Origin of the sequence: Novosphingobium sp. SG754, from assembly GCF_013149315.1 — a bacterium.
In the GTDB taxonomy this organism is placed as follows: domain Bacteria; phylum Pseudomonadota; class Alphaproteobacteria; order Sphingomonadales; family Sphingomonadaceae; genus Novosphingobium; species Novosphingobium capsulatum.
Genome location: NZ_JABGCC010000005.1, coordinates 64,365 through 88,196, shown reverse-complemented (window position 1 = coordinate 88,196; position 23,832 = coordinate 64,365). Strand labels below are relative to the sequence as shown.

23 protein-coding genes, 1 tRNA gene, 2 pseudogenes and 1 CRISPR repeat array (1 of these 27 cut by a window edge) are annotated in these 23,832 nt (G+C 65.1%); of the genes and pseudogenes, 14 read left to right on the top strand and 12 right to left on the bottom strand.

Annotated features, from left to right (window positions below):
* From FHW97_RS13560 to ftsE, 4 genes are all read right to left on the bottom strand, one after another.
* A complete protein-coding gene (locus FHW97_RS13560) occupies window positions 1-705 on the bottom strand; it encodes a lysophospholipid acyltransferase family protein (RefSeq protein WP_370525407.1) in 705 nt (234 codons plus the stop codon).
* A gap of 8 nt (window positions 706-713) precedes the next feature.
* A complete protein-coding gene (locus tag FHW97_RS13555) occupies window positions 714-1,265 on the bottom strand; it encodes a YdcF family protein (RefSeq protein ID WP_107718657.1) in 552 nt (183 codons plus the stop codon).
* 131 nt (window positions 1,266-1,396) lie between these two features.
* Window positions 1,397-2,326, bottom strand: coding sequence for an ABC transporter permease (locus FHW97_RS13550; protein ID WP_054131889.1), 930 nt, complete (start codon window positions 2,324-2,326; stop codon window positions 1,397-1,399).
* Window positions 2,327-2,339: 13 nt separating this feature from the next.
* Entirely contained in the window at window positions 2,340-3,104 is a 765-nt protein-coding gene (gene ftsE / locus FHW97_RS13545) for a cell division ATP-binding protein FtsE (RefSeq protein WP_022675169.1), read from the bottom strand.
* A 223-nt stretch (window positions 3,105-3,327) separates the two neighbouring features.
* Here ftsE and FHW97_RS13540 point away from each other — a divergent pair, with 223 nt between their 5' ends.
* On the top strand, window positions 3,328-4,122 hold the full coding sequence (locus tag FHW97_RS13540) for an MJ0042-type zinc finger domain-containing protein (RefSeq protein ID WP_168353245.1): 795 nt from the start codon (window positions 3,328-3,330) through the stop codon (window positions 4,120-4,122).
* Between the two features lie 148 nt (window positions 4,123-4,270).
* A tRNA-Leu gene (locus tag FHW97_RS13535) sits at window positions 4,271-4,357 on the top strand.
* 122 nt (window positions 4,358-4,479) lie between these two features.
* Here the strand turns inward: FHW97_RS13535 and FHW97_RS13530 are convergent.
* Window positions 4,480-4,818 carry a GIY-YIG nuclease family protein gene (locus FHW97_RS13530; RefSeq protein ID WP_168353246.1) on the bottom strand — a complete coding sequence of 113 codons (339 nt, stop codon included), beginning with the start codon at window positions 4,816-4,818 and terminating at the stop codon, window positions 4,480-4,482.
* A 103-nt stretch (window positions 4,819-4,921) separates the two neighbouring features.
* Here FHW97_RS13530 and FHW97_RS13525 point away from each other — a divergent pair, with 103 nt between their 5' ends.
* Complete coding sequence (locus tag FHW97_RS13525; RefSeq protein WP_168353247.1) at window positions 4,922-5,500, top strand: DUF2239 family protein; 579 nt, start codon at window positions 4,922-4,924, stop codon at window positions 5,498-5,500.
* Complete coding sequence (locus FHW97_RS13520; RefSeq protein ID WP_168353248.1) at window positions 5,497-5,949, top strand: ester cyclase; 453 nt, start codon at window positions 5,497-5,499, stop codon at window positions 5,947-5,949. Before FHW97_RS13525 ends, FHW97_RS13520 begins: the two co-directional genes overlap by 4 nt.
* On the opposite strand, the gene FHW97_RS13515 is transcribed toward FHW97_RS13520, so the two are convergent.
* Window positions 5,925-6,110, bottom strand: coding sequence for an AlpA family transcriptional regulator (locus tag FHW97_RS13515; RefSeq protein ID WP_082208960.1), 186 nt, complete (start codon window positions 6,108-6,110; stop codon window positions 5,925-5,927). The genes FHW97_RS13520 and FHW97_RS13515 overlap by 25 nt on opposite strands.
* Before the next feature lie 448 nt (window positions 6,111-6,558).
* On the opposite strand from FHW97_RS13515, the pseudogene FHW97_RS13510 reads away from it, so the two are divergent.
* A pseudogene (locus FHW97_RS13510) lies at window positions 6,559-7,133 on the top strand (HEPN domain-containing protein); the annotation flags it as partial.
* 49 nt (window positions 7,134-7,182) lie between these two features.
* Here FHW97_RS13510 and FHW97_RS13505 read toward each other — a convergent pair.
* Genes FHW97_RS13505 through FHW97_RS13495 form a run of 3 tightly spaced genes read right to left on the bottom strand, consistent with a single transcriptional unit; the run spans window position 7,183 to window position 9,556 of the window.
* Complete coding sequence (locus tag FHW97_RS13505) at window positions 7,183-8,430, bottom strand: DUF4010 domain-containing protein (protein ID WP_253941784.1); 1,248 nt, start codon at window positions 8,428-8,430, stop codon at window positions 7,183-7,185.
* Entirely contained in the window at window positions 8,423-8,956 is a 534-nt protein-coding gene (locus FHW97_RS13500; protein ID WP_022674806.1) for a LuxR family transcriptional regulator, read from the bottom strand. Before FHW97_RS13500 ends, FHW97_RS13505 begins: the two co-directional genes overlap by 8 nt.
* Window positions 8,957-8,965: 9 nt before the next feature.
* On the bottom strand, window positions 8,966-9,556 hold the full coding sequence (locus tag FHW97_RS13495) for a cytochrome b/b6 domain-containing protein (protein WP_168353249.1): 591 nt from the start codon (window positions 9,554-9,556) through the stop codon (window positions 8,966-8,968).
* A gap of 104 nt (window positions 9,557-9,660) precedes the next feature.
* Here FHW97_RS13495 and FHW97_RS13490 point away from each other — a divergent pair, with 104 nt between their 5' ends.
* Window positions 9,661-10,233: a DUF6118 family protein gene (locus FHW97_RS13490; RefSeq protein WP_168353250.1), complete on the top strand. Its 573-nt coding sequence runs from the start codon at window positions 9,661-9,663 to the stop codon at window positions 10,231-10,233.
* On the opposite strand, the pseudogene FHW97_RS13485 reads toward FHW97_RS13490, so the two are convergent.
* A pseudogene (locus FHW97_RS13485) lies at window positions 10,217-11,238 on the bottom strand (IS3 family transposase). The gene FHW97_RS13490 and the pseudogene FHW97_RS13485 sit on opposite strands and share 17 nt — an antisense overlap.
* Window positions 11,239-11,420: 182 nt before the next feature.
* On the opposite strand from FHW97_RS13485, the gene FHW97_RS13480 reads away from it, so the two are divergent.
* The 7 genes from FHW97_RS13480 (at window position 11,421) to FHW97_RS13450 (ending at window position 21,419) form a co-directional block, all read left to right on the top strand.
* Entirely contained in the window at window positions 11,421-14,378 is a 2,958-nt protein-coding gene (locus FHW97_RS13480) for a TonB-dependent receptor domain-containing protein (RefSeq protein WP_168353203.1), read from the top strand.
* An 80-nt stretch (window positions 14,379-14,458) separates the two neighbouring features.
* Window positions 14,459-15,754 (top strand): FAD-dependent oxidoreductase, encoded by a 1,296-nt coding sequence (locus FHW97_RS13475; RefSeq protein WP_168353202.1) that lies wholly within the window; start codon window positions 14,459-14,461, stop codon window positions 15,752-15,754.
* A gap of 40 nt (window positions 15,755-15,794) precedes the next feature.
* Complete coding sequence (locus FHW97_RS13470) at window positions 15,795-17,180, top strand: MFS transporter (protein ID WP_022675332.1); 1,386 nt, start codon at window positions 15,795-15,797, stop codon at window positions 17,178-17,180.
* 10 nt (window positions 17,181-17,190) lie between these two features.
* A complete protein-coding gene (locus FHW97_RS13465) occupies window positions 17,191-18,897 on the top strand; it encodes a dihydroxy-acid dehydratase (RefSeq protein ID WP_168353201.1) in 1,707 nt (568 codons plus the stop codon).
* A 91-nt stretch (window positions 18,898-18,988) separates the two neighbouring features.
* Window positions 18,989-19,618: a MarR family winged helix-turn-helix transcriptional regulator gene (locus FHW97_RS13460; protein WP_158441935.1), complete on the top strand. Its 630-nt coding sequence runs from the start codon at window positions 18,989-18,991 to the stop codon at window positions 19,616-19,618.
* Between the two features lie 68 nt (window positions 19,619-19,686).
* Window positions 19,687-20,976, top strand: coding sequence for an aconitase X catalytic domain-containing protein (locus FHW97_RS13455; RefSeq protein ID WP_168353200.1), 1,290 nt, complete (start codon window positions 19,687-19,689; stop codon window positions 20,974-20,976).
* Entirely contained in the window at window positions 20,973-21,419 is a 447-nt protein-coding gene (locus FHW97_RS13450) for an aconitase X swivel domain-containing protein (RefSeq protein WP_168353199.1), read from the top strand. Before FHW97_RS13455 ends, FHW97_RS13450 begins: the two co-directional genes overlap by 4 nt.
* A gap of 233 nt (window positions 21,420-21,652) precedes the next feature.
* Here FHW97_RS13450 and FHW97_RS13445 read toward each other — a convergent pair whose 3' ends face one another.
* A complete protein-coding gene (locus tag FHW97_RS13445) occupies window positions 21,653-22,342 on the bottom strand; it encodes a YafY family protein (RefSeq protein WP_253941783.1) in 690 nt (229 codons plus the stop codon).
* 124 nt (window positions 22,343-22,466) lie between these two features.
* Between FHW97_RS13445 and FHW97_RS13440 the strand changes: the two genes are divergently transcribed.
* Window positions 22,467-23,078 carry a glutathione S-transferase family protein gene (locus FHW97_RS13440; RefSeq protein ID WP_168353198.1) on the top strand — a complete coding sequence of 204 codons (612 nt, stop codon included), beginning with the start codon at window positions 22,467-22,469 and terminating at the stop codon, window positions 23,076-23,078.
* Window positions 23,079-23,253: 175 nt separating this feature from the next.
* On the opposite strand, the gene FHW97_RS13435 is transcribed toward FHW97_RS13440, so the two are convergent.
* Window positions 23,254-23,538 (bottom strand): nucleotidyltransferase substrate binding protein, encoded by a 285-nt coding sequence (locus FHW97_RS13435; RefSeq protein WP_168353197.1) that lies wholly within the window; start codon window positions 23,536-23,538, stop codon window positions 23,254-23,256.
* Between the two features lie 142 nt (window positions 23,539-23,680).
* A CRISPR array of direct repeats spans window positions 23,681-23,832; the repeat unit is 29 nt; unit sequence GGGACTATCCCCGCGTGTGCGGGGGAGAC; it runs 181 nt beyond the window's last position.

Sequence of the window (23,832 nt, the reverse complement as noted above, 5' to 3'; positions counted from 1 at the left end):
TCAGGCAGTGGGAGCGGTGATGGCATCAAGCACACGGGCCTCGATCTCTTCACGCGGCAGGCCGGGGGGAATGGTTTCGCCAATGACATAGCGAATGGTGCCGCGTCGCTTCCACACGCGGTGATACAGGGCGCCGCTATGCACCGCCACCGGAACCACCGGTAGTGACAACAACTTGTATATCCCGGCAAAACCCGATTGCAGCGGATAGCGCTGCCCCACCGGCACGCGCGTACCTTCGGGAAAGATCGCCAGGGGGCGCCCTTCGGCCAGGCGGGCACGGGCATGGGTCAGCATGGCACGCAGCGTCTTGGCGCCGGCCTCGCGCTCCACCCCGATCAGGCCATAGGCCCAGCCGGCGCGGCCCCACACGGGAATGCGCATCAGCTCGATCTTGGCAAAGATGCAGGGGCGGTGCAGCACTTGCGGCAGGTCGATCGCCTCGAAAAAGCTTTCATGGCGCAGGGCATAGAACACGCCTTCCTGCGGCGGCGTGCCCACCACTTCCACACGGATGCCCAGCACATGGCGCACCAGCGCGCGGTGCACGCCGGTCCACGCCTGAACCATGGCAAAGACGCCGCGCGGCGCCACGATCAGCACGATCGCCAGAACCAGCAGCAGCAGCACGGTAAAGCCATAGAACACGGCATAGAACACCAGGCTGCGCACGATTTCGGCAAGTGTAGGGGAACGGTCTTCCACGGCGCTTGTCACCATCCTGCCAGCCACGCCACCATGCGGGCCAGCAGCTTGTTGTATTCCAGGAACAGGATCTTGAGGCTGGGGCGCGAGGGCACGGCATCGCGCACGATCACCAGGCCCTTGGGCGCCACGACCCACAGATCGAACGTGGCGCGGCGCATGTGCCAGTCGGTGGTGACCAGGCGCACCGAATGGATCTTGTGCCGGGCGATCCAGGCGGCGGCCTCGTGCGCGTTGGAGCGGGTATCGACCGAATCAAAGCCCAGCGTGATGCAGCAATCGAGTCGCGCGGGATCGACCTTGTATTCGGCGGCAAATTCGGCCGGCCGGACCTGGCGATCGACACCGCTGACCAGCAGGGTCTGCGCCTTGCCGGCCTGCAGCATGGCCAAGGCACGAGGAATGCGGCCGCCGCCACCGGTCAGCACCACGATGCCATCGGTGCGCGTGCCATCGGGCGCCGGCTGCGGCAGGAACCACGCAAACCACAGGAAACCCAGCATCCACAGCAGGATCAGCGCCGAACCCAGGCGGCGAAACAGGCCCGGCGGCTTTCTCATGCCCACGGCTTTCGCATGCCGCAGGGCTTTCTCACGATCGTGCGGCGCGTGCCGGCGTGCGGTGTGGTCATGGGCGGGGACTGCTGCATGGCTTGGGCGTTATGGGGTGCAATATGGGGACGGTCACGCGATCATACCATGCGCCGCAAGGCGGCAAGAACGGTAAGTCGGGCTGTCAGCATCACCAGCAGCACGCCGGCGATGGGAATACCGGCCAGCGCGACCCAGTCGGTCCAGGCGAGCGAGCCTTGCGCGACCATGCCCGAACCCAGCGCGGCAAACTGGCGCGCCAGGCCCAGCACGGTAACGACGCCGGCAAGCAGGCCAACCAGGCCGCCCATCGCTGCGTCCGTCGCCATGGAACGCTGGAACACCCGCGCGATCTGCACGTCGGTGGCGCCCAGCATATGGACGATCTCGATCGTTTCGCGATGGGTGCCCAGCGCATTGCGCGACGCCAGCAGCACGGCGGAAACCGTGGCAAAGGCGAACAGCGCGATCAGGCCGCCGGCCGCCCATTGCAAGGCACCAATGGCGCGGAACACCGGTGCCAGCCAGCTTGACTGCGCATCGATCCGCGCCGCCGGGGCCGTGGCGGCCAAGGCCTTGCGCAGCAGATCGAGCCGCGCCGGCGTGGCCGTGCCGGCCAGGCGCACGTCGATCAGTGCCGGGATCGGCAGATCGTCCAGATCGTCGCCCGCACGGGTACCCAGCCAGGGTTCGACCAAGGCATCGAGCTGGTCCTGCGGCACGGCCGTGGCACTGATCACGCCGGGAGCGTGGCGCAGCACCGCCAGCGCCGCATCGGCCTGGCGCTGGCGCTGGGCGGGCGCGGCCGAGACGATCTGCACCGTCACCCCGCCTTCCAGATCGGCGCTGGCCGCCTGCGCGGCATGGCGCAGCGCCAGCGCGCTGGCCGCGGCCACCACGGTCAGCGCGATCATGATCGCGATCACCCACGGCATCGGGCCCGACAGGCGCGCCTCGGGCAGCAGGCGGGATTCGCCTTCGCCACCCAGGGCGCGCAGCGTGCGGGGCAGGGCGCTGGCCAAACGCTTCATGAGGTATGCCGTTTCATGGCAGGCCACCATCGCCCATCGGGCCATCGCCATTGCCGCCTGTGTCGACCGGACGGCGCGGGGGATAGCGCAGCGCGCCGGTGGGATCGGCCAGCTTGCCCTTGTCCAGCCGCATGATCAGCGAATCGGGCACCTTGCGGATCAGGTGCAGGTCGTGCGTCGCGACCACCACCGTAGTGCCCAGGCGGTTGAGGCTTTCGAACAGGCGCAGCAGCTTGATCGCCATTTCCGGGTCGACGTTGCCGGTCGGCTCGTCGGCCACCAGGATATCGGGACGGGCGATGACGGCGCGGGCGATCGCCACGCGCTGCTGTTCTCCGCCCGAAAGCGTGGCGGGGCGCGCCTGGAACCGGTCGCCCAGCCCGACCCATTCGAGCATGTCGGAAACCGGCTTGGCGATGTCCTTTTCGCTTTGTCCGGCCACGCGCAGCGGCAGGGCCACGTTGTCCCACGCCGAAAGGTGCGGGACCAGGCGGAAATCCTGGAAGACCACGCCGATGCGGCGGCGAAAGCCGGGCAGGCGTTCGCGCGGCAGGGTGATGGCATCGGTGCCGAACATGCGGATCAACCCGCGCGAGGGGCGCTGCGCCAGATAGAGCAGCTTGAGCAGGCTGGTCTTGCCCGCGCCGCTGGCGCCGGTGAGAAAGTAGAAGCAGCCGGGATAGAGCGTGAACGAGACATCGGCCAGCACTTCGCGGCCGGCGCCATACCGCAGCCCGACATTGTCGAACTGGACAATCTCGGCGGCGGCTTGGTTCATGGCAGAAAGATCGGGCCCCGTTCGCGTGTTTGGTCGTGCGCCATGCCCGCCTACCATGTCGGCGCGGGGGCCGTTTGGCAATGTCCCGCATGGGCGGTTTGGTGCGTCGCGCGATGGCAAGGGCGCCTATACGCGTCAATGCATGTGGAAAAAAGGGCGCATGGGCGATTTGCCCCCTTGCACCCTATTGTTTCAGCCCCTCTCGGCATGCTTAGACCGTTTTATGATAATCGCCTGTCCCGCCTGTGCGACGCGCTATGTCGTCCCCGACAGTGCGATCGGCGTGGACGGCCGTACCGTGCGCTGTGCCAAGTGCCGGCACAGCTGGTTCCAGGCCGGCCCCGAACTCCCGCCGCGCCCGTCGGAGCAAGCCACGCCGCCTGAAACTGCCGCTTCCGAACCGGCGCCAACTCCCCCGCTGGCTCCCGCGCCACCGCCCGCCGCGCCAGTGCAGTCGGCCGCGCCGGTTGCGGTAGAGGAAGCGCCCCCGGCGCCCGCCCCACGGGCAGAGCCGCCCCGCGCGCAGGCCCCCACGGCCGAATACGTCTCGCCGGTATCGAGCTTCGAACACCAGCCCCCGTTCCGCCCGCGCCGCAACCCGGCGCGGCTGTGGACGGCCGCGGGCATTACCTTTGCTCTGGCCGTGGCGGCGATGATCGGCCTGGTCTCGTGGCTGGGCCTGCCCGATTGGTTGCCGGTCAACCGGCCCACATTCGGCAACGGCCGCCCCGATCTGGTCCTTTCGTTTCCGCCCGCGCGGCAGGACCGCCGCACCTTGAGCAACGGCACCGCCTATTTCGGCGCCAGCGGCACCGTCACCAACGTGGGCAAAGACTTGCGCGAAGTGCCGCCGATCCTGATCGTGCTGCGCGACGCGCAGAACCGCATCGTCTATACCTGGGACGTCGCCCCGCCCAAGGACAAGCTGCGCCCGGGCGAAAGCGTGACGATCAACGAAGCGGTGACCGACGTTCCCAAGAGCGCGCGCTCAGCCGAAATCGGCTGGAAACCGGAATAGGCATGCAGGCCCCGGCCGCACGCCGGGGCAGCAACGACCGGCTGGGGATAAAAAAGTGCAACCGCCCTGTTGCAGCCCCCCCAAACCCCTGCTAGGGGCGCGCTCCTACCCCGACGGGATGTGCCTTTGGCCAGCCCGTATGCGATATGCGGTCGTGGCGGAATTGGTAGACGCGCAACGTTGAGGTCGTTGTGGGCGAAAGCCCGTGGAAGTTCGAGTCTTCTCGACCGCACCAGCACCCCTCCCAGGGTTGCTCAGGAAATCGCCAAATGACTGAAAACAGCCATTTCTTGCCTCACCGAACTTCAGCAGGCAAATTTCGCGCGCAAGCAGCTGCCGATGGCGCTGCACGCGCCGCTAGATCCGCGCGCCGCCGAGCTGCTCCAGCCAGTGCAGGTGAAGGTTCCTGAGCGCCGTGCGGCGTGGATAGCCAGGATCGTCTTCGTCGCGCAGATGCGCGATTACGGAAAAGATAAAGGCGGCGCTGCCATGCGCGTTCCACGCTTCCTGCAGCGCGCGGTGCGGATTGGCGCCCTGGCGCAGCGTGAACCACAGGCGGTTTTCGATGGTGGAAAGGTCCGGGGCGCTGCCGATCCACACCTCATCGCTTGCTACGCAGCGGATGGCATAGATGCCTGCCGCGATCTTGCGCTCCTTGTAGGCCGCGACGGCCGCCTTGCGCGTGGTCTCTGTCATGTCCTGCCTTTCTTGATACGCGCGTCCTGTACGACCGCTGGGCCGCGCATGCAATTATATCCGGGTATATTGTGTAATAAATTTATCCGGCTATAAAAGGCGCATGACGAATGAACTCTCCCTGCAGTGCACCGCCTTTGCTGGCCTCCGCAAACTGGCCCAAGGCGCACTGATCGACGTGGCCTTGGCCGTGAAGACCGCCGAAACCCAGGAATCCGGCGCTGTCCTCGTGTTCGACGATGCCACTGGTCGCGTCCTCGATCTCGACTTGCGCGGCACCACGGCAGAGATCGTCGCGCGGCTGGCCCGGCCGGGCGGCGCCGAGGCAGGGCCGCCGCGCGGACGCGGGCGGCCAAAGCTTGGAGTCGTGCCGCGCGAGGTGACGCTGTTGCCACGTCATTGGGAGTGGCTGGCGCAGCAGCCCGGCGGTGCCTCGGGCGCGCTGCGCCGGCTGGTCGACGAAGCACGGCGGGCTGATCAGGGGCGAACCGAGCGCAAGAGCGCGCAGCAGCGTGCCTACACGTTCCTGTCCGCCTTGGCAGGCGATCTGCCCGGCTATGAAGAGGCGATCCGCGCGCTGTTTGCCGACGACGGCGACGCGTTCGCGGCCAGGATGGCGGCTTGGCCGCAGGATATTCGCGATCACGCGCTGATGCTGGCCAGCGGGCAGGCCGCGGCATGATGCGCAGCGGCCTGCGCAAGCAGCGCCTCGCGGCCTTCATTCAAGCGGTCTGGGACGAAGGGCGGGTGGATGTGGCCGATGACTACATCGCCGAAGTCTACACCATCCACCACGATCCCGGCGATCCGTGGCACGGCCAGACGCTCGATCGCACGGGTTTCAAGGACCGTGTGCGGCAGTCGCGCGCGGCTTTTCCGGATCAGCGCTTTGCCACCCAGGGGCTGTTTGCCGATAGCAACAGCGTGGTGATGACCTGGCTGTGGCGCGGCACGCATGCGGCCGATCTGCCGGGCTATCCAGCCACGGGCCATACGATCCACATGTCTGGCGCGACGGTCTACATGTTTGACGCGGACGATCGCCTGACTGGCCATTGGCAGATCACTGACCGGCTTGGCGTCTACCAGCAATTGCAAAGCGGGCGTCAGGAAGCGTCGCCTGTCTCATAGAACATGGGATTGTGCATCCATTCACGGATGGCGGTTTCCCGCCAGCCGGTGCAGCGGGTGGCGATGCGCACCTGTCTGGGAAACGTGCCAGCCTGAATCTTGCGGTAGAGAGTAGCGCGAGTCAGGCGAGTGCGATCGAGCACGGCATTCAGACGCAGGATGCGGTCCGGAGGCGGTCGGTCATGCCTTGGTCTTCCTGTGCTGTGGTAGTTTTCTTGCTCCTTCGCTGTGAGATTTGCCGGTCTGTGGTCGGCGTCAAGAGTGCTGAAAGCGGTGCCAATGCGCTGAGTCTACGCCTGATTACGCCAGAGCCACCGATGTGACGCCAGGGTGAGAAAAGAAATTTTGAGGCTCGTGCAGATTGAGTCTCAGGCCGTCTCGGCCTGACCGCGCTCTCCTTCCGCTGCGCTCCAGCCGAGCCGGCGCTGCCGTCTCGTCGGCATGGCCGGTACGATCGCTGGCACGGGGCCCGGCCGGTTTGGCCGGTCGTGTCGGTCCGCCTCTGGCTCCCCTCCAATTGTCGCCGCGCTGTTGATGCGCGGCGGCGTCTGCCTCGGCTCCGAGGTGACGGGGGGCGTCACGGCCCTGTAGCCCCGCCGCGACGGGGGGCAGGAGGTGAACGATGGGCTGGCCCACGAGCGCTATTTCTTCATGGACGTGGCCCGTAATGGCATCGCGCTTTACCAGAGCGAGGATACCGAACTGCACCAGCCCAAGCCGAAGACGCCGCATGCCGCGCTGGCCATGGCGAAGGAGTATTTTGAGGAGTGGATGCCCGGCGCGGTTGCGTTCAACGAGGGCACCAAATCTACATCGGTAAACAGCGCCTTAAAGAAGCAGCTTTTTCCCTGCATCAGGCGACGGAAAGCTTATACCACTGAGTCCTTCTAGTGGTAACGTTCTACATCCCGCACGTTCGCAATCTCGCGTTCCTGCGCACCCAGGCCGAACAGCTGGGCGTCCGGCCGGTCCACGTCTAGCCCAGTGACAACCGCAAGCAGCGGGCGATGTCAGAGAAGCTCAAAAAAGCCTACGTCAAGGCGCGCTACAGCAAGCACGACAGGATCACCGAAGAGGAACTAGCCTAGCTTGGCGAGCAGGTCGAGGAACTCGGTCGTGTGGTCCATGCCATTTGTTCCGAGCGCATCGCGCAGCTGGAGGCGACGGCACGGCAAGCCGGGTGACTATCGGACCGCAGGCATTTTGCCCGCACCGATGCCCATCATCGCGGTTCTAAAGGATCTGCAAAGCTGTGAGCCCTGCTAGCCAGGATGCAACGACAATGCCGGCCTGCGCGGGAATGACCCGTGTTGCAAAGGCTTTCGTTCCCGCCGTGGCCGCAAACAGCATCTTGGCGACGCTGCTGGTGGTGCATGCGATCAGGACCGGCACGATGGCTTGGGCTGGCGTGATTGCCCGCTCACCCACCAGCGTGGCGATGGAAATAACGGCCGCATGGACGTCGAGCACGCCGCCGATGGCGGCGGCAGCAACCATCCCCATGGTCCCGAACCATGCCTGCATCGCGACTACCAGGATCAACATCCCCGCCAGCATCGCGGCAAACACCAGCGCGATCATAACATTGAACGAGCGGCTGAACGTGGGCGGTTCTGCCGACGTTTCGCGCCATGCCGCCAGCATGAACCAACCGCCGGACACGGCGGCGGCCAAGCCGGCGGCGGCAACGGGCGCGGCCGTTGCCAGAAATGCGCGGTGATCGGTGAGGTTGATGACGATCGCCATCTGCACATAATTGGCCACCGTCGACAGCACCGCTGCTGCCACGCCGGCGGCCAGAGAGGCTGGATTGGCGCGCACCCAGGCGCCCATCGCGCCGATCGTGGCCGAGCTGGAAATGAAGCCCGACACCAGCCCCAGCATCGGCACGCCCAATCGTGCGCCGAGAAGCCGCGTGGCGATTTGCCCTACGGCATTGATGCCTAGGATCATGATGACCACCAGCCAGATGGCATGGGGGTTGAGGGCGGCAAATGGTCCCATCGGGCGATCAGGCAGCATAGGCAGAACGATCAGCGTTGCGCCCGCGATCAGCAGCACGTCTGCCACTTCATCGGCCGTCACCATCTGCCCCACAAAGCGATGCAATGGTTCGCGTGCCGCGAGAATGATGGTGATGAGCACCGCCGCAGCGCCAGCCAGATCGGGTGCGCTGACCGAAAGCGCGCCGAGCAGGGGCGTGGCGATCAGTGCGATTTCCGTGGTGATGCCGGGATCGGCAGAGGCGCGACGCTGCCAGTTGCTGAACAGCGCCAGCGCGGTGATGCAGGCGAGGACGACGCCACTCATCCAACCCCACGGCGTCAACGCGCTGGCACAACCCATCACACTGGCAATCGTGAAGGAGCGCAGCCCGGCTGAAGACGGGCGCTGGGCTTTGCGCCGCTCCCGCTCCGCGCCGATCAGCAGGCCAATGCCCAACGCGATCAGCAGGTGGTGGAGCAAGCCGATATCAGCCATGGTCACCCCGGCCTTCCAGCGCTGTGGCGGGATCGATCAGTTCGTCCATGAACAGCGCGATGAGACCGGTTTGCGATGTGGTGCCCGCCTTTGCGTAGATTCGCGTCAACTGGGCTCTAACGGTTCCCTGCGCCGACCCGCGCAGGCCCGCGATCTCGGCAACATCGAGCCCCTTGATGGCGAACAGCGCCACATCGGCCTCGGCTGCAGTCAAATGCCATTCGGCAAAACGGGCACGGATCAAGGCGCCCATTGCCCCGCGCGCAGCGGCGAGCAGCGCCTGATCCTGTCGCGCCCGTTCGATCAGCGAACGCACATGGATGGCGCCCACTACCACGCCGGCCGCCAGCGCCAGCGTCGCTCCCAATTCGATCGACAGGTGCCAGCCCAGCCCGGCTTCGGCGATGTCACCCGCCACATCGAGCGCGAAGAACATCGCCGCCAGCACCTGACACCCGAGCACCACTGTCAGGATCAGCGCTTTGCGTTCGAGTGATCTGGCCAGAGATCCGGCGGTGCCTTGCATGGAGCTGGTTTACCGCCGACCAGGCAGCATGGCCAGCACCAGCCCGCGCCCGGAGCGCCGCGTTTCAAACATGACCCCGCCCAGATGCAAGACGATCAGCACATAGAGCAGATTGACGGCGGTCTCGTGCGTCTCGGCCAGCGGGCTTTCCTCGCCTTCGCGCTCGTCCTCGTCAGGTGATGCGGCTTGCTCGACAGCATGATCTGGATGCGTCGCCGCCTTGGGCGGCAGGCCGGCCATCGCGATGCCGCTGGCGATGACAAGGCCAAGCGTGCCCCAGATGGCATAGACCATCAATGCGCCCAGCGGATTGTGCGACGGTTGTTCGTGGACCTGGCCAGCCCTGATCTCGCGAATATGGGCCATCGCCCGCCGCAAACTGGGCGGAAACGCCGAGAAGCGCGCTTCGTGTGGTCCAACTATTCCCCATAGCAGCCGGAGCGCCAGCATTCCCGCAAGCGCATAGCCGACCCAGATATGCGGCCACGACCCGCCTTCGGTGAAGACGCCATTGGCCAGCAGTGCCGCCACGATGCTCCAGTGGGTCAGCTTGACCACTGGATCCCAGTTGCGCGGTGGTTTCGGGAGGGCAATCGTCATGTGTAAACTCCTGAACGGGTGCGAAGATCGCCAATCTTCACCATCAGGTTCGGGAGTGCCATTGCAGCCCTGCTTATTCAGGGTGTCGTAAGCGCCTGCTTATCATGCCTCGCCCATCGCATCGTGCCGTTCGGGATGGCCATGCCGAGGAGGTCTGCCAGTCCGCATGGTATTGCCGCTCGCCGTCAACCGGCTGCCTTGTTGCCCTCGTCGATCGCATCGACAAGCATCGCGGCAAGGCCAGTGAGGTTGAACGACAGCACTTCGGCGCTACGCGGATCGATCTGGATCGCACCGTCCTCACGATCAACAACATCGTGCAATCCATCCTTAGGGGGCTCCAGCAACTGCGCTGGCTGGGTATTGCGGCGGCCATCGGAGTGGTGACAGGCTTCCTGCTGGGTTGGGTTGTCCCGGAGGTCGTTGACCGGGCGGTGCCAGAAGACTGGCATTGGCCGGAGGAGCATGCGGCCAGCCTTCTCCAGCGCGATGGCTGGGCGGCAGGATGGCACATGCTGCAGGTTTATGATCCGCAGCGGTGGCAGGCGTTGCAGGACGCGGCCAGCGTTTGGGCGAGCAATGCCAAAGCGTTGGAGGATTGCAAGAAGCGTATGACGTGGTCCCCTGATTGTTACCGATCAGAGGTAGAGTCTCGCTCCTTCATGATGATTGTTTGATGGGATGCCAACGTGTCTGGGGGGATGCCCCCCAGACACGTTGGCCGGCGATCTCGGCGGGGGTCTTCCCGCCCAGTTTCGAGTGGGGCCTGACCGTGTTGAGGTCATGCCGCCAAGCGGCAAGCACGAACCGGGCGTGGGCCAGTGAGGTAAACAGCGTCTCGTTGAGGCATTCGTCGCGCAGGCGGCCGTTGAAGCTCTCGACGAAGCCGTTGTGCATCGGCTTGCCGCGCATCCCAAGCAGGCCGGTCAGTTCCCTGGCCACCCGAGCGTCTGACAACGACGTATCGGCCACCAGCGCTAGGCATTCCCGGGTGTAGTCATCGACCACGCACAGGATACGGAAGCGCCGGCCGCAGACCAGACTGTCAGAGACGAAGTCGAGCGACCATCGCTGGTTCGGTCCGTCCGGTAGCACCATTGGTGCCCGTGTGCCCAATGCCCGCTTGCGACCGCTACGACGTCTCGCCCGCAGCCCTTCCTCGCGGTAGATCCGCAGTAGCTTCGGTTGGGCGTCATGCCTTCCCGCGCCAGCAGATAGCCCAAGCGGCGATAACCGAACCGGCGGCGTTCCTCCCGCCAATTCGCGCAACCGTTGCCGCAGAGGCGCGTCGTCTGGCCTGTTCGGCTGATACCGGACCATCCTGCGGCTCACGCCGACCAGTGAACACGCCCGACGCTCGCTCACCCCATGATGCTCACGGGCATGGGCGACGGCTTCCCGCTTGGCGCGGGGCGTCACCATTTTTTGGGTGCCAGATCCTTCAGTACCGCGTTGTCGAGCATCGCCTCGGCCAGAAGCTTCTTCAGGCGGGCGTTCTCTTCCTCGAGCGACCGCAGGCGACGCGCCTCGGACACCTCCAGGCCACCGAACTTCGCCTTCCACTTATAGAAGGTCGCCGAGCTAATCCCGTGGCGCCGGCATACCTCCGCTGTAGCCATGCCAGCCTCCTGCTCCTTCAAGATCGCAATGATCTGTTCCTCGCTGAACCTGCTCCGCTTCATTCCGTCCGACTCCTTCGTGGTCGGACTCTACCATCGGGCGGTCACATTTCAGGGGAGCGCGTCAGCTTGCCTGACATAGTCTGCGCCTCGCGATGTTTTGCTTATTAAAGTACCTTGCTATCTAAAATGACATTAGGTAGCTTGCGACTCAACGGGAAGATACCCGATGAGAGGATCGAGATATGAGGATGGCGTTTTGTGACCGGCCCGGCCGCGGGCTTGTTTCCATCATCGCACTGGCCGGCACGAGCGTCCCGGCCATAGCCCTGGCCCAGTCGCTTCCTGCCGTGCCGCCCGCCACTGCGGCGCAGGCGGACGAGGGGGCCGTGGGCGATGACGTCAACGCCGCGGAGGGCGGCCCAATCGTCGTTACCGGCACGCGCATTGCCAGTGGCTTCGATGCGCCTACCCCAGTCTCCGTCATGGGCGCGGAGCGGCTTGCCGAGCGTGGTGCCAGCAACATCGGCGATGCCCTCAACGAGCTGCCCGCTTTCCGCTCGACGCAGACCCCTGCCTCGACCGGCCTTTCCGCAGCCGCCGGCTATGTGGGTGGACGCATCCTCGATTTGCGCGGCCTAGGTTCAGTTCGCACGTTGACGCTGGTGGATGGCAAGCGTTTCGTGCCGTCCACCACGCAAGCCACAGTCGATACCAACATGATCCCCTCGATCCTGTTGCAACGGGCCGAAGTGGTCACCGGCGGCGCCTCGGCGGTCTATGGTTCCGATGCAGTTTCCGGCGTGGTCAACCTGTTGCTTGACAAGAAGCTTACCGGCTATCGCTTCAACGCGCAGGCGGGCGTTTCCAAGTACGGTGATGCCAGCACGCGCCAGATCGGCATCGCCGGCGGCTGGGCGATCGGTGATCGTGCCCATCTCATCTTGGGCGGTGAATACGAGGCGAACGACGGGGTAGAAGCCTGCCGCGTGCGCGAATGGTGCGCCAACGGCCAGATCAACTGGGGGCGGAACCCCGGCCAGACCGGCCTGCCGGCCAACAACATCCTCAGCAATGTTCACCCCTGGTCCGCCTCGTACAACGGGGTGACCACCCCGCCATCTTCTGCCTACACCGGCGAAGCGGTTCCCACCTTGCGCCCGATCGACGGCATCACGTTCGGCCGCGATGGCACCCCGCGGCGCTTCCAGTTCGGATCGCTGGTCAATTCACTCTACCAGGTTGGTGGTGAAAGCGATGGCCCTGGCGAAAACATCTACTTCGATTTTCCGATCGTCTCGCCGACCGAACGCTACAACGCCATGGCACATCTGACGTGGGAAGCGAGCCCTGCTCTGACGCTTGAGTTCACTGGCAACTATGGCCATGCGGAAGGCTGGCACCGCGCCGTCGCCTATCGTAACACGGCGCTGACTATCCGTTCCGACAACGCGTTCCTGCCCCGCTCGAATGACCCGACGCTCGACATTCCAACTATCTTGGCCACGAGCGGGCTGACCAGCTTCACCCTGGGCAAGGGCTTTGACGATATCGGGCCGGCCCAGATCCACGTGCGCAACAACGTGATCCGCGCTGTCGTCCAGGCGCGCTACGACCTTGGCGGCGGTTGGAAAGCCGATGCCTATTATCAATTCGGGCGCAACAGCTTCCGCAGCGATCTTACCGGTGGCACCATCACATCGCGGCTCCTCAACGCGATCGATTCCGTTTCGGTCAACGGGACTGCGACCTGCCGCATCAATGCCGATGCCTCCGCCGCCAACGACGATCCCGCCTGCGTTCCGCTCAATCCGTTCGGCTATGCCAATGGCTCGACCTTTGCCGCGGCCAAGGCCTACGTCACCGCCAATGGCTACCAGACCAACGTGACGACAGAGCATGTGGCCGCAGCCAATGTGACCGGTTCGCTTTTCAATCTGCCGGGTGGGCCCTTGGGCATAGCGGTGGGCGGCGAATACCGTAACGACGCGGTCAAGGGCGATGCCGACCTGCTGTCGCGCACCAACCGCTTCTTCACCGGTGGTGGCTCGCTGATCTCGGGCAGGATCGCCGTGGCGGAGGGCTATGGCGAAATCGAGGCGCCAATCCTGCGTCATGTCGCCTTCTTTGACGAACTGGGGCTCAACGGCGCGGTGCGGCGCACGCACTACAACCGCTCCAGCGATTTCTTTCCGTCGAGTTCCCTCAGTGTAACGACGTGGAAGGTCGGCGGCACGTGGGCGCCGATCGAAGCGCTGCGCCTGCGTGCCACGCGCTCGCGCGACATTCGCGCGCCCAATGTATCGGAATTGTTCGGTCCGACCACGCAAACCCAGGGGATTCTCACCGACCCGGCACGTGGTGGGGTGCAAACGGTTGCTCCCATTACGCAAGGCTCCAACCCCAATCTTCAGCCCGAAAAGGCCGATACCTTTACGGTCGGTGCGGTAATTCAGCCGAGGGGCGGCTTCCTGGGCCGCTTTCGCGCCTCGGTCGATTATTACCGGATCGAGATCAAGGATGCGATCAGCACACTTGGCCAGCAGAACATCGTCACCCGTTGCTTCCAGGGCGATCCGCTCAGCTGCTCGCTGGTAACCCGCGATTCCTCGGGCGCGATCACCAACATCGTCGATACGCAGCAGAACGTGAACAAGCTGATCGCGCGCGGCTTCGATATCGAGGTGTCCTATCGCCAGCCGATCGGCGGTGAGGCCAGCCTCAACACCCGGGTGCTCGCCAGCAACGTGATCGATCTCATCACTGTCGATGCGGTTGGCCCTACCGAACGCGCCGGGCAGACGGGGCTGCGCGCCGGCACGCCCCCGGGCATCCCGGACTGGACGGTTGATGGCATGGTCACTCTCGATCTGCCGGATCGGTTCAGCTTTTCGACCCATGTTCGCTGGATCAACAAGGGCTTCTACAACGCCGCCTTCATCGGGCCGGATCAGGATGGCTATGCCATTGGCGCGCCGACCAGTTCCAATACCAACAGCGTACCCTCGAAGACCTATGTCGACCTGCTGGCCACGTTCCGCATCCGCCAGCAGGGGGCGCAGAAGTTCGACGTGTTCTTTGGCGTCGACAATCTCTTCAACACCGAACCCCCGCGCGTTCCCGGCGCCAACGGCTCGGGCAACAACGTACTGTTCAACCCGGTGGGCCAGTCCTTCAAGGCCGGAGTGCGCGGTTCGTTCTGATTGCTTCCCACCTTGCCCGGGGCGTTCCTCCTCCCGCGCCTCGGGATTTTTCTCCTTTATTGAAAACGGATTATGCCAAGATGCTCGAACGCCCCTTCGACCCTGAGACCCGCATCGTTTCCCGCCGCGACGCGCCCGCCGTGATCGAGCGGGAATGTGACATCTGCGTGGTCGGCTCTGGCGCATCGGGCGCATCGGCGGCGATCGAGGCCGCGCGGGCCGGCAATCGCGTGATCCTGGTCGATGGCCTGCCGTCGCTGGGCGGCCAGGCAGTCAATTCGATCATCGGCATGTTCTGCGGGCTTTATACCCCCGGCATCGACGGCCGCCAGCTTACCCACGGGATTGCCGACGAAATCATCGCGGAACTGACGGCCAATGGCGACGCTCACATCATCCAGGGCGGGGTGATGAAGGTGGTGATGTACAACGAAGTCGCCCTCGGTCGCTGGGTCGAGAAGGCCGTCATTGCCGCCGGCGTCCAGCCGCTGACCGGCGCGATCATCCGCCAGGTCCACGTTGAGGGGCGGCGGATTTCCGCGCTCGACATCGCGACGCGCCATGGCGACGTGCGCATTCGAGCGCAGGGCTTCATCGATGCATCGGGCGATGCGGCGCTGACCTGGCAGGCTGGCTTCGACTGCCGAGTCCAGGCCCAGGGGCAGATCTACGGCTCGCAGATGCTGATCGTGGAGGGCATCGACGACACGCACAAGCCTGATTGGGACACCATGGCGCGCCGTATCGCCGAGCGTGGCGAGCACTACGGCATGATGCGGCGCGATGGCTTTGCCGCGACATTTCCCGGGACAGACGTCGCCATGGTCAACATGACGCATATTGAAACCCCGCTCGACCCGTTCGATGCCGCCGAGAAGCAGATCGACGGCAAGGAGCAGGCCGACCGGACGCTGGTCTTCCTGCGGGCCGAATTTCCCGAGGCGTTCGGCAAAGCCCGCGTCCGTGCTTATGGCTTGCCCGGCGTGCGCCAGACCCGCTGGATCGTCGGCACGCATCATCTCACCACCGCCGAAGTGCGCGCTGCGACGCGTTTCGACGATGCCATCGCGCGCTGTTCCTGGCCGCTCGAGCAGCACCACAACCGCGAGGGCTATGTCTGGGAAACCTTCGGGCCCGACCATGTCCATACCGTACCGCTGCGCTCGCTTGCAGTGGCTGGGGCCGACAATCTGCTTGCCGTCGGGCGCTGCATCGACGCTGATTCCACCGCGCTGTCATCGGTGCGGGTAATGGGACCTTGCATCGCCATGGGGGCCGCCGCAGCCCACGCCCTGACGATCGCCGGGTCGGGATCGGTCCACCAGGTCGACATGGGCTTGCTACGCCAAAAGATTGCAGCAAATCTCGAAGGATAAGGTCGCGCGCCAAGCCGGCCAGCCGGGAAAGGATCCCTGAATGGGAAAGGCCAGCAGGACCATCGACGTTGCCCGCGTGATCGACGCACGCGGCCTTGGTCCGTTCAATTACCGCCTGATCGCGTTGTCATGGCTGATAACCGTGTTCGATGGCTTCGACATGATGATGATCAGCTTCACCGCACCTTACATGCGCGACGAACTGGGGCTGACCAAGCCCATGCTGGGCAACGTCTTCTCGGCCGGCCTGCTCGGCATGATGATCGGCGGCTTTGTCCTGGCCTGGCTGGGTGACCGACGCGGCCGGCGCCAGACGATTGCGCTGGCCGCAGTGGCCTTCGGGATTCTCACCGCCGCGACCGCGCTCGCCCGGTCCTATGAAGCGCTGCTCGTGCTGCGCTTCCTCGACGGTTTCGCGATCGGGGGGATGCTGCCGCTCGCCTGGGCGCTCAACATCGAATACGTGCCCACCCGGCTCCGCTCCACCGTCGTGACGGTGATCATGATGGGCTATAGCCTGGGCACGGCGCTCGCCGGGCCGGTAACGGTGTGGCTGGCCCCGCGCTTTGGCTGGGAAGGGGTGTTCGTAGCGGGCGGCACCGCGACGTTGGCGATTGCGGCGGCGCTGTTCGTCTGGCTGCCCGAGTCCGTGCGCTTCCTGGTGGCGCGCAACCGTGATCCTGTGCGCCTGGCTGCCACGCTCAACCGCATCGATCCTGGGCTCGGCGCAACGGCAAGCGACCAATTCGTGCTGGGCGACGAGGCCCGCGTGGCATCGGGCAACTTCCGCGTCAGCCAGCTGTTTACCGGGCGGCTGCGGTGGATCACGCCGCTGCTGTGGCTGGGCTACATCGCCAGCACGCTGGCCGTCTATTTCAAGGCGAACTGGGGCCCGATCGTCTATGAAGACCTGCATTTCACCCGTGATCTGGCGGCCTATGTCTCGTCGTTTTCGGGCCTGATGGGTGCCGTGCTGGGGCTGCTGCTGATGCGCTTCACCGATCGCAAGGGCGCGCTGGCGGTTGCTTTCTTCCCCGCGCTCGCCGCGCCGGTGCTGTTGCTGATCGGGCTCGTTCCCCTGAGCTCCACGGCGTTCCTCGTGTTGTCGGTCATCTCCACCAGCCTGGTTGGCGGGGCCCATTTCGGCATCTTGTCGATCGCCGGGATCTATTATCCCACGGCGATCCGCGCCAACGGCTCGGGCTGGGCCACATCGGTCGCCAAGATCGGTGGCATCGCCGGGCCAATCCTGGGCGGCATGGTGCTTGCCTCGGGCCTGCCAGTGGTGACCAGCTTTGCCATCCTCGCGATCTGCCCCGTGGTGCTGGCGCTAGCCGCGTTCGGCATCGCCCTGGTGGTCGGCCGTGAGCAGCGCGCCACGGCGATCGCAAACTCTCCCGCCCCCTCTCTCTCCCCCACGTCCTGAAAGGCCGGCCATGACCGCTCCCGACCCGCAATCCCAACGCCCGCTGCGCAGCCTTGCCGCCAACTCGCCCGTCCGCCAGGCCCATTGGCGCGCCCTCGGCCTTACCGATGCAGACCTTCTCAAGCCTAAGATCGCCGTGGTCAATTCTTCGTCAGAACTGGCGGTTTGCTTTGCCCACCTCGACGGTGTGGCCAAAGTGGTCAAGGACGCGATCCGCGCTGCCGGGGGCGTGCCTTTCGAAGTGCGTACGACTGCCCCTTCCGACTTCATCACCGGAGCCGGACGCCAGGGCAGCTATATTCTGGCTGCACGCGATCTCGTGACCAACGATATCGAGGCCCAGGTCGAAGCAGCGATGCTCGATGGCATGGTCTGCCTGACCAGCTGCGACAAGACCCCGCCTGGCCACCTGATGGCGGCGATGCGGCTCAATATCCCGACCTTGCTGGTGATTGGCGGCTACCAGGCATCGGGCATGGTCGATGGCGATCCGGTGGATATCGAGGACCTCTTTTCGGGCGGCGTCGGTGCCAGCCTGGGTAAGCCCGGCAAGCACGCGATGGAGGATGTGACCCGCAATGCCATCCGCGGCCCCGGCGTCTGCGCCGGGATGGCCACGGCCAACACGATGCATTGCGTGGTGGAGGCGTTGGGTATGTGCATCGCCGGATCGGCACCGGTGCGGGCCAACAGCGAGAAGATGTTCGACGCGGCCCGCGCAGCCGGCGCGCGCATCGTCGAGATGGTACGCGAGGACCTGACCCCGCGCCGGATCATGACGCCCGGCGCATTTTACAATGCTGCCGCCATGGTACTGGCGGTCTCGGGCTCGATCAATGCGATCAAGCACTTGCAGGCGACGGCGACCGAAGGCGGAGTCGATGCCGACCTCTTTGCCATCTGGGATGAAGTGGGGCGCAAGGTGCCCACACTCGCCGCGGTGCGTCCCAACGGCCCAGTCCGGATCGAGGGCTTCGAGGACGCCGGTGGCGCCCGCGCGATGCTCAAGCAACTCGAACCGCTGCTCGATCGCAAGGTGCTGGTCGCGTCGGGCCGTACCATGGGCGAGGATCTTGCCGACGCAACCATCGTCGATGCCGAGATCATCCGTCCGCTCGATCGTCCTGTCTCCGATGGACCCTCGATCGCGATCCTCAAGGGCTCACTTGCGCCCGAAAGCGCGGTGGTCAAGCTGGGCATCCGTGACGGCACCCGGCCCGAAGCATTCGAAGGCACGGCCCGCGTGTTCGAGGATACCGCGAGCGCCATGAAAGCCATCGCCGCAGGGGAGTTGCAGAAGGGTGACGTCCTGGTGTTGCGCGGCCAAGGCCTGAAAGGCGGTCCGGCCATGGGTGGCGGCGCGTCGATCGTGCTGTTCGCGATCGATGCGGCGGGTCTCGCGCGCGATGTCGCGTTCATCACCGATGGCCAGCTTTCCGGCCTGTGCCTCAAGGGCCTGACCATTGCCGAAGTGGCCCCGGAGGCGGCCGTCGGCGGTCCGATTGCCAGGGTACGCGACGGCGACCGTATCGAGATCGACGTCGCCGCGCGGCGCCTCGATCTGGCTGTGGCGGCCGATGAACTGGCGCGCCGGCCCGCGCCGGGCAATGCCTTCCCGGTGCCAGCCGATGGTTGGTTGGGCATCTATCGGCGCGACGTGCAACCCATGGCAACCGGGGCCGTGCTGCTCGACCTGCCGGTCGGCGGGCGGGATTAACCCAGCCGTGGCCCGGCCCCGGTCTCGCGTTGCTGCGCCCGCTTCGGTAGCAGACTATACAATCCCGCCGGCCTCGGGCATGGTGACGACGATGGACGACACCGACGGCAAGGCGAGAACGCGCGACCGCACCGATCACAAGCGCGGCCCCAAGGCTGCTCCTCCCAAGGCGCCTGCGCAGCGACGACCTGGCCGGCGGCGCGAAGAGATCGACCTGCCTGGCGGCTTTGACACCGACGCATCCGAGCGTCACCTGATGCGCTATCGCCGCGCCAGCGGCGACAGCACCGACGATGGCCTGTTCCGCGTCACCCGTGCAATCGTTGTCGCCGGGCGGCTGTGGCGTAAGGTCGCCAATGATCGCATCAAGGCGCTCAACCAGACCATGGCACGCTGGGAAACACTGTTCCACGTGGCCTATTCTGATGCAGCGCTGACCCAGGGTGATCTGGCACGCTTGATCAGCGTAGAGGGCCCGACGATGGTGCGGATGCTCGACGCCTTGGCCCGCGACGGGCTGATCGAACGCGAGCAGAGCACCGAAGACCGGCGGGTCACGCTCAACCGCATTACCCCCGCCGGACAAAAGGCCATCGAAGACATCATGGCGATCACCAACGAACTGCGTGGGGACGTGCTGGCCGGGATCGAACCTGAAAAGCTGTCCGTCACCGTCGACGTGCTCACGCGCATTCTCAAGCGCCTCGACGCCATGCGCTGAACCTCCAGCTTCCCACACCGGAAGTTCGGCCCAAAAAGATAGCTTGCTACAAGATGGAAGGAGCCGACATGGTCACGCTTACCACCCAGGAACAGGCGATGCTCGATGGCGAGCAGGGCCCGGCTGTGGCTCGCGCCATGGCACTCCTGGTCCGCTATGCCGACGCGCTGGGCGCCGAAAACTTTGTCGAGACCAACAATGTCGCCGGGGTGCCTGGCTCGGCATCGCCGTGGATGAAGGAATACTACGCAGCCGATGGTGGCGATTATCGCGCAGTCTTCTCGCGTTTCGACCTCGATTCCGACGACGTGGTCGACGTGCCGCGGATGAACGCGTTCTCCTGCCACCTCCAAGGCGGCATGGACCCCGAACTGTGGCGTGAGCAGGGCATGACCGAAGCCGCCAACGCGAACTTCCGCTACGACGAGGAACAGGTCGCCGCGCACGGCATCCAGTTGCTCAAGACCTGCACCCCCTATCTTGCCGGCAATGTCCCGGTAATGGGTGAGCACTGCGCCTGGATGGAATCGAGCGCGGTGGTCTTCTGCAATTCGGTCGTGGGCGGGCGTACCAATTGTGAAGGGCGGGAATCGACCAGCGCGGCCATGCTGGCCAAGCGCATTCCCAACTGGGGTTTTCATCGCGACGCTTACCGCCTGGGCCAGCACTCCATCGACGTGCAGGTGTCGGTGGACGACGTGTTCGACTGGGGCTTGCTGGGTTACTTCACCGGCGCGACGGTGGAAGACACGATCCCGGTCCTCTCGGGCGCCATCACCAACCCGTCGTTGATCCGGCACAAGCATTTTGGCGCGGCTGCAGCCTCGTCGGGCGGGGTGGAGATGTACCATATGGTTGGCATCACGCCCGAAGCGCGCGATCTCGAAACGGCATTTGGCGGGCCACCACGCGGCGAGCGCTTCGTTTATGACGCGCAGGCGCGGCGGCGCACCTGGGAAACGCTCAACAGCGTCGGGCAGAACACGGCAGTCGATTTCGTGATGCTCGGCTGTCCGCATTACTCGATCGAACAAATCGTGCTGGCGGCACGGCTGATCGAGGGCCGCAGGGTCCATGCCAATTGCGCGTTATGGATCTTCACCAGTCGCGCGGTTAAGGCCACGGCCGACGCGGGGGGACACACTGCCACCTTGCGCGCGGCAGGCGCTATGCTGATGACGGACACCTGCTCGGCGATCAGCCAGGCAGTCCCGCCCGGCACCCGGGTCGCCGCGTTCGACAGTGCCAAGCAGACGCACTACCTCCCGGCGATCATGGGCATCGAAGGTTGGTTCGGCACGACCGCCGAATGCATCGACGCAGCCTGTACCGGTGTCTGGCGTGGAGGCCTCGCATGAGCGCCACTGCCTTGCCCACCCGTGCGCCGGATTACGTGATCCATGGGCGCTGCGTGGTTCCCGGGATCACGGTTGGCGAAGCGCTGGTTACCCGCGACACAATCTCCGGCTGGGGTGGCGTCAACCCCATGGCCGGCAAGGTGATCGAAAGCCGCCATGAACTCAACGGCGTCAGCTTTGCTGGCAAGATTCTGGTGTTCCCCGGCGCGAAGGGGTCGTCTGGCTGGTCTTCGATTTTCCACATGACGCGGCTAGCCGGCACCGCCCCTCTCGCGTTGCTGTTCAACGTGACGACGACCAAGGCGGCGCTGGGAGCGGTGGTCCTGCGCGTTCCGGCGCTCACCGACTTCGACTATGACCCCCTCAATCTGGTCGCAATGGGAGATCTGCTGCGCGTCAATGCCGATGAAGGCAAAGTGGAAGGCTGGCGCGCGCCGAGATAGGGTGTCTGGAAGCGCGGTTGGCCAAAGGTCCTAGAGCTTTGGCTCAATGCAGGATCGAACTGGCGGCGCAGCCAACAATGCCGATCAAGCAGTCTCGCGCGCGACGATGCGGCTACCACGTCGATCAGATGCGCCATAGCGGAGCGGTCGCTGTTCGAATTTCGTACCGGATACAGGTTGCTCGAAGCCGCGCCCGATGAAACCTGGCGCGGTCCATGCCACGGAACAGTCGATCATCGCGCGCTCCCGGCCTCGTGCCTCTCTGTCATATCCCGCTTCCACCGTTGGCGAAGCGTAGCCGGTCGAACGCCATGACCGTCTTCGAGAAACGTGGCGGCGGAAATGCGATCGGCGCGGAAGTGCCGGAAATCCTGGCGTAGCTCGCACCATGCGGCGAGCATTCGCGTGTCGTCGAGGAAGCCCAGGATGATCGGCCAGACGATGCGCCGGGTTGGCTCGCCATGCTGGTCGAGATAATCGATCGCGATCTTGCGGCCTTCGCGTATCCATTCACGCGTGCGCGCCAGGTCGATGCGATCGGGCACCGGCGGCGGCTTGGTCGATCGGGCGGCGATCGCGGGATCGGCAATGAGCGGCCGCAGCCGATCGGGAACGACGCTGGTGATCTTCGCGATGAGGTCGCGCGCGGCATTGGCGAGCACCGGATCGCCCCGGCTTGCGACCCATTGCGCGCCGAGCACTGCCGCTTCGACCTCGTCGGGTGTCAGCATCAGTGGCGGCATGTCGAATGCATCGTCGAGGATGTAGCCGAATCCGGCTTCGCCCTGCACGGGAACGCGCTGCGCGATCAGATCGGCGACATCGCGATAGACGGTGCGTTGCGAGACTTCCAATTCGCCCGCGATCTCGGCGGCCGTCACTGGCCGGGACGAGCGGCGCAGAATCTGGATGATCTGGAACAATCGGTCTGCCCTGCGCATGCTGCCGCCTCCTGCTGACAGAATGCTGTCAGCAGGGTGGTCCTACAAGCGAAATCGCTCTGCGAAACCCGCTCAGCCATTCGACCGATCGAAAAGGACCTGCCTCATGATAACCTTGTTCCACGCGCCCCAATCGCGTTCGTCCCGCATGATCTGGTTGCTGGAGGAGCTTGGGGTTACCTACGAGATCCGCCCGGTTTCCATTTTCCGCCCCATGACCGGGGAAGGGCAGGGCGACCCTGCCAATCCCCATCCCGACAAGCGCGTGCCGGCGCTCGTCCACGATGGCAGGCTGCTGGCGGAATCGGTTGCGATCGTGCTGTACCTGCTCGACGCCTTTCCGCAGGCCGGGCTTGCTCCTGCGCCGGCCGAAGGCGGCCGGGGCGACTATCTCACCTGGATCGCATGGTATGCTACCGAACTGGAGCCAGCGCTGTTTGCCGGAATGGCTGGCGAACTGGCCGGATCGGCGCAGAAGCAGCGCAACCATGACGCGGTGATCGCTCGTTTGCGCGCCGCGCTGGAGGCTGGGCCCTATGTCATGGGCGAGACGTTCACAGGGGCCGACTTCCTGATCAGCAGCGCCATGGCGTTTGGCCGCCAGGCGTTCCCGGCTGACCAGGTCTTCGACGCCTATATTGAACGGTGCCGCAGCCGTCCCGCCGCCATCCGCGCGCTGGCGCTGGATGATCAGGCCGGCTTGCAGACACCAGCCTGACCCTGCGCGCTTGGTCTTAGGCCATTCCGATGGCTTCGGATCAAGTGTATCCCGATTCATTGCTACTCTGGCAGTTAGCGCGGGCGAACGGATACGGGGTGTGCTCTGTCTGAGGTGGCGACGCCGCAATGGGCGAGGCGATGTTGCGCATCTCGCGCCACGTCCGCCAATCGGTCTAGTCCGCCCCGGTCAGCCCCTGTTCGGCCGCTGTGCGGATCAGAGTGGGAAAGGTCATGCGGCCCACCTCTTCGGGATTGGCGGCCCCCGCCTCGATCACCCGGCGCAGCATCTTGTGCGAAAGGTCATAGGTGAATTCAAAGCGCTGGATCAGCCCGTCGCGGATCTGCGTATCGCTTTCATCGGTGGCAAAGCGCACCAGCCCCTCGCGCAAGCCGGTAACCGCGTTGGCCAACGGCGTGAAATCGAGCGCGGAAAAGATCTGCAGGCATGCCCGTCTCATGCCACCGCTGCGTGGCAGCGGGCAAGGGGGAGTTGGGCAAGACGCAGGGGGCGCCGCATGGCGGATACTGCGCGACGCGCGAATGTTGTCCCCGCTGGTGCGGGGGAGACTTGGCCGATCACTATCGGGCGCATCGGGAGGCGGGATTATCCTCGCGTGTGCGGGGAGACATGCGCGCCATGCCCGAGGCCGGACTTTCCCCGGGATTATCCCCGCATGTACGGGGGAGACTTCTTCATGACGCCGCTGCACCGATCGGACGAGGGACTATCCCCGCGTGTGCGGGGGAGACCG

Bases quoted from the DNA above. Each gene is read 5' to 3' on its own strand.
- FHW97_RS13555 (WP_107718657.1), bottom strand. From the start codon at position 1,265: ATGAGAAAGCCGCCGGGCCTGTTTCGCCGCCTGGGTTCGGCGCTGATC.
- FHW97_RS13550 (WP_054131889.1), bottom strand. From the start codon at position 2,326: ATGAAGCGTTTGGCCAGCGCCCTGCCCCGCACGCTGCGCGCCCTGGGT.
- ftsE (WP_022675169.1), bottom strand. From the start codon at position 3,104: ATGAACCAAGCCGCCGCCGAGATTGTCCAGTTCGACAATGTCGGGCTG.
- FHW97_RS13540 (WP_168353245.1), top strand. From the start codon at position 3,328: ATGATAATCGCCTGTCCCGCCTGTGCGACGCGCTATGTCGTCCCCGAC.
- FHW97_RS13530 (WP_168353246.1), bottom strand. From the start codon at position 4,818: ATGACAGAGACCACGCGCAAGGCGGCCGTCGCGGCCTACAAGGAGCGC.
- FHW97_RS13525 (WP_168353247.1), top strand. From the start codon at position 4,922: ATGACGAATGAACTCTCCCTGCAGTGCACCGCCTTTGCTGGCCTCCGC.
- FHW97_RS13520 (WP_168353248.1), top strand. From the start codon at position 5,497: ATGATGCGCAGCGGCCTGCGCAAGCAGCGCCTCGCGGCCTTCATTCAA.
- FHW97_RS13505 (WP_253941784.1), bottom strand. From the start codon at position 8,430: ATGGCTGATATCGGCTTGCTCCACCACCTGCTGATCGCGTTGGGCATT.
- FHW97_RS13500 (WP_022674806.1), bottom strand. From the start codon at position 8,956: ATGCAAGGCACCGCCGGATCTCTGGCCAGATCACTCGAACGCAAAGCG.
- FHW97_RS13495 (WP_168353249.1), bottom strand. From the start codon at position 9,556: ATGACGATTGCCCTCCCGAAACCACCGCGCAACTGGGATCCAGTGGTC.
- FHW97_RS13490 (WP_168353250.1), top strand. From the start codon at position 9,661: ATGCCTCGCCCATCGCATCGTGCCGTTCGGGATGGCCATGCCGAGGAG.
- FHW97_RS13480 (WP_168353203.1), top strand. From the start codon at position 11,421: ATGAGGATGGCGTTTTGTGACCGGCCCGGCCGCGGGCTTGTTTCCATC.
- FHW97_RS13475 (WP_168353202.1), top strand. From the start codon at position 14,459: ATGCTCGAACGCCCCTTCGACCCTGAGACCCGCATCGTTTCCCGCCGC.
- FHW97_RS13470 (WP_022675332.1), top strand. From the start codon at position 15,795: ATGGGAAAGGCCAGCAGGACCATCGACGTTGCCCGCGTGATCGACGCA.
- FHW97_RS13465 (WP_168353201.1), top strand. From the start codon at position 17,191: ATGACCGCTCCCGACCCGCAATCCCAACGCCCGCTGCGCAGCCTTGCC.
- FHW97_RS13460 (WP_158441935.1), top strand. From the start codon at position 18,989: ATGGACGACACCGACGGCAAGGCGAGAACGCGCGACCGCACCGATCAC.
- FHW97_RS13455 (WP_168353200.1), top strand. From the start codon at position 19,687: ATGGTCACGCTTACCACCCAGGAACAGGCGATGCTCGATGGCGAGCAG.
- FHW97_RS13450 (WP_168353199.1), top strand. From the start codon at position 20,973: ATGAGCGCCACTGCCTTGCCCACCCGTGCGCCGGATTACGTGATCCAT.
- FHW97_RS13440 (WP_168353198.1), top strand. From the start codon at position 22,467: ATGATAACCTTGTTCCACGCGCCCCAATCGCGTTCGTCCCGCATGATC.
- FHW97_RS13435 (WP_168353197.1), bottom strand. From the start codon at position 23,538: ATGAGACGGGCATGCCTGCAGATCTTTTCCGCGCTCGATTTCACGCCG.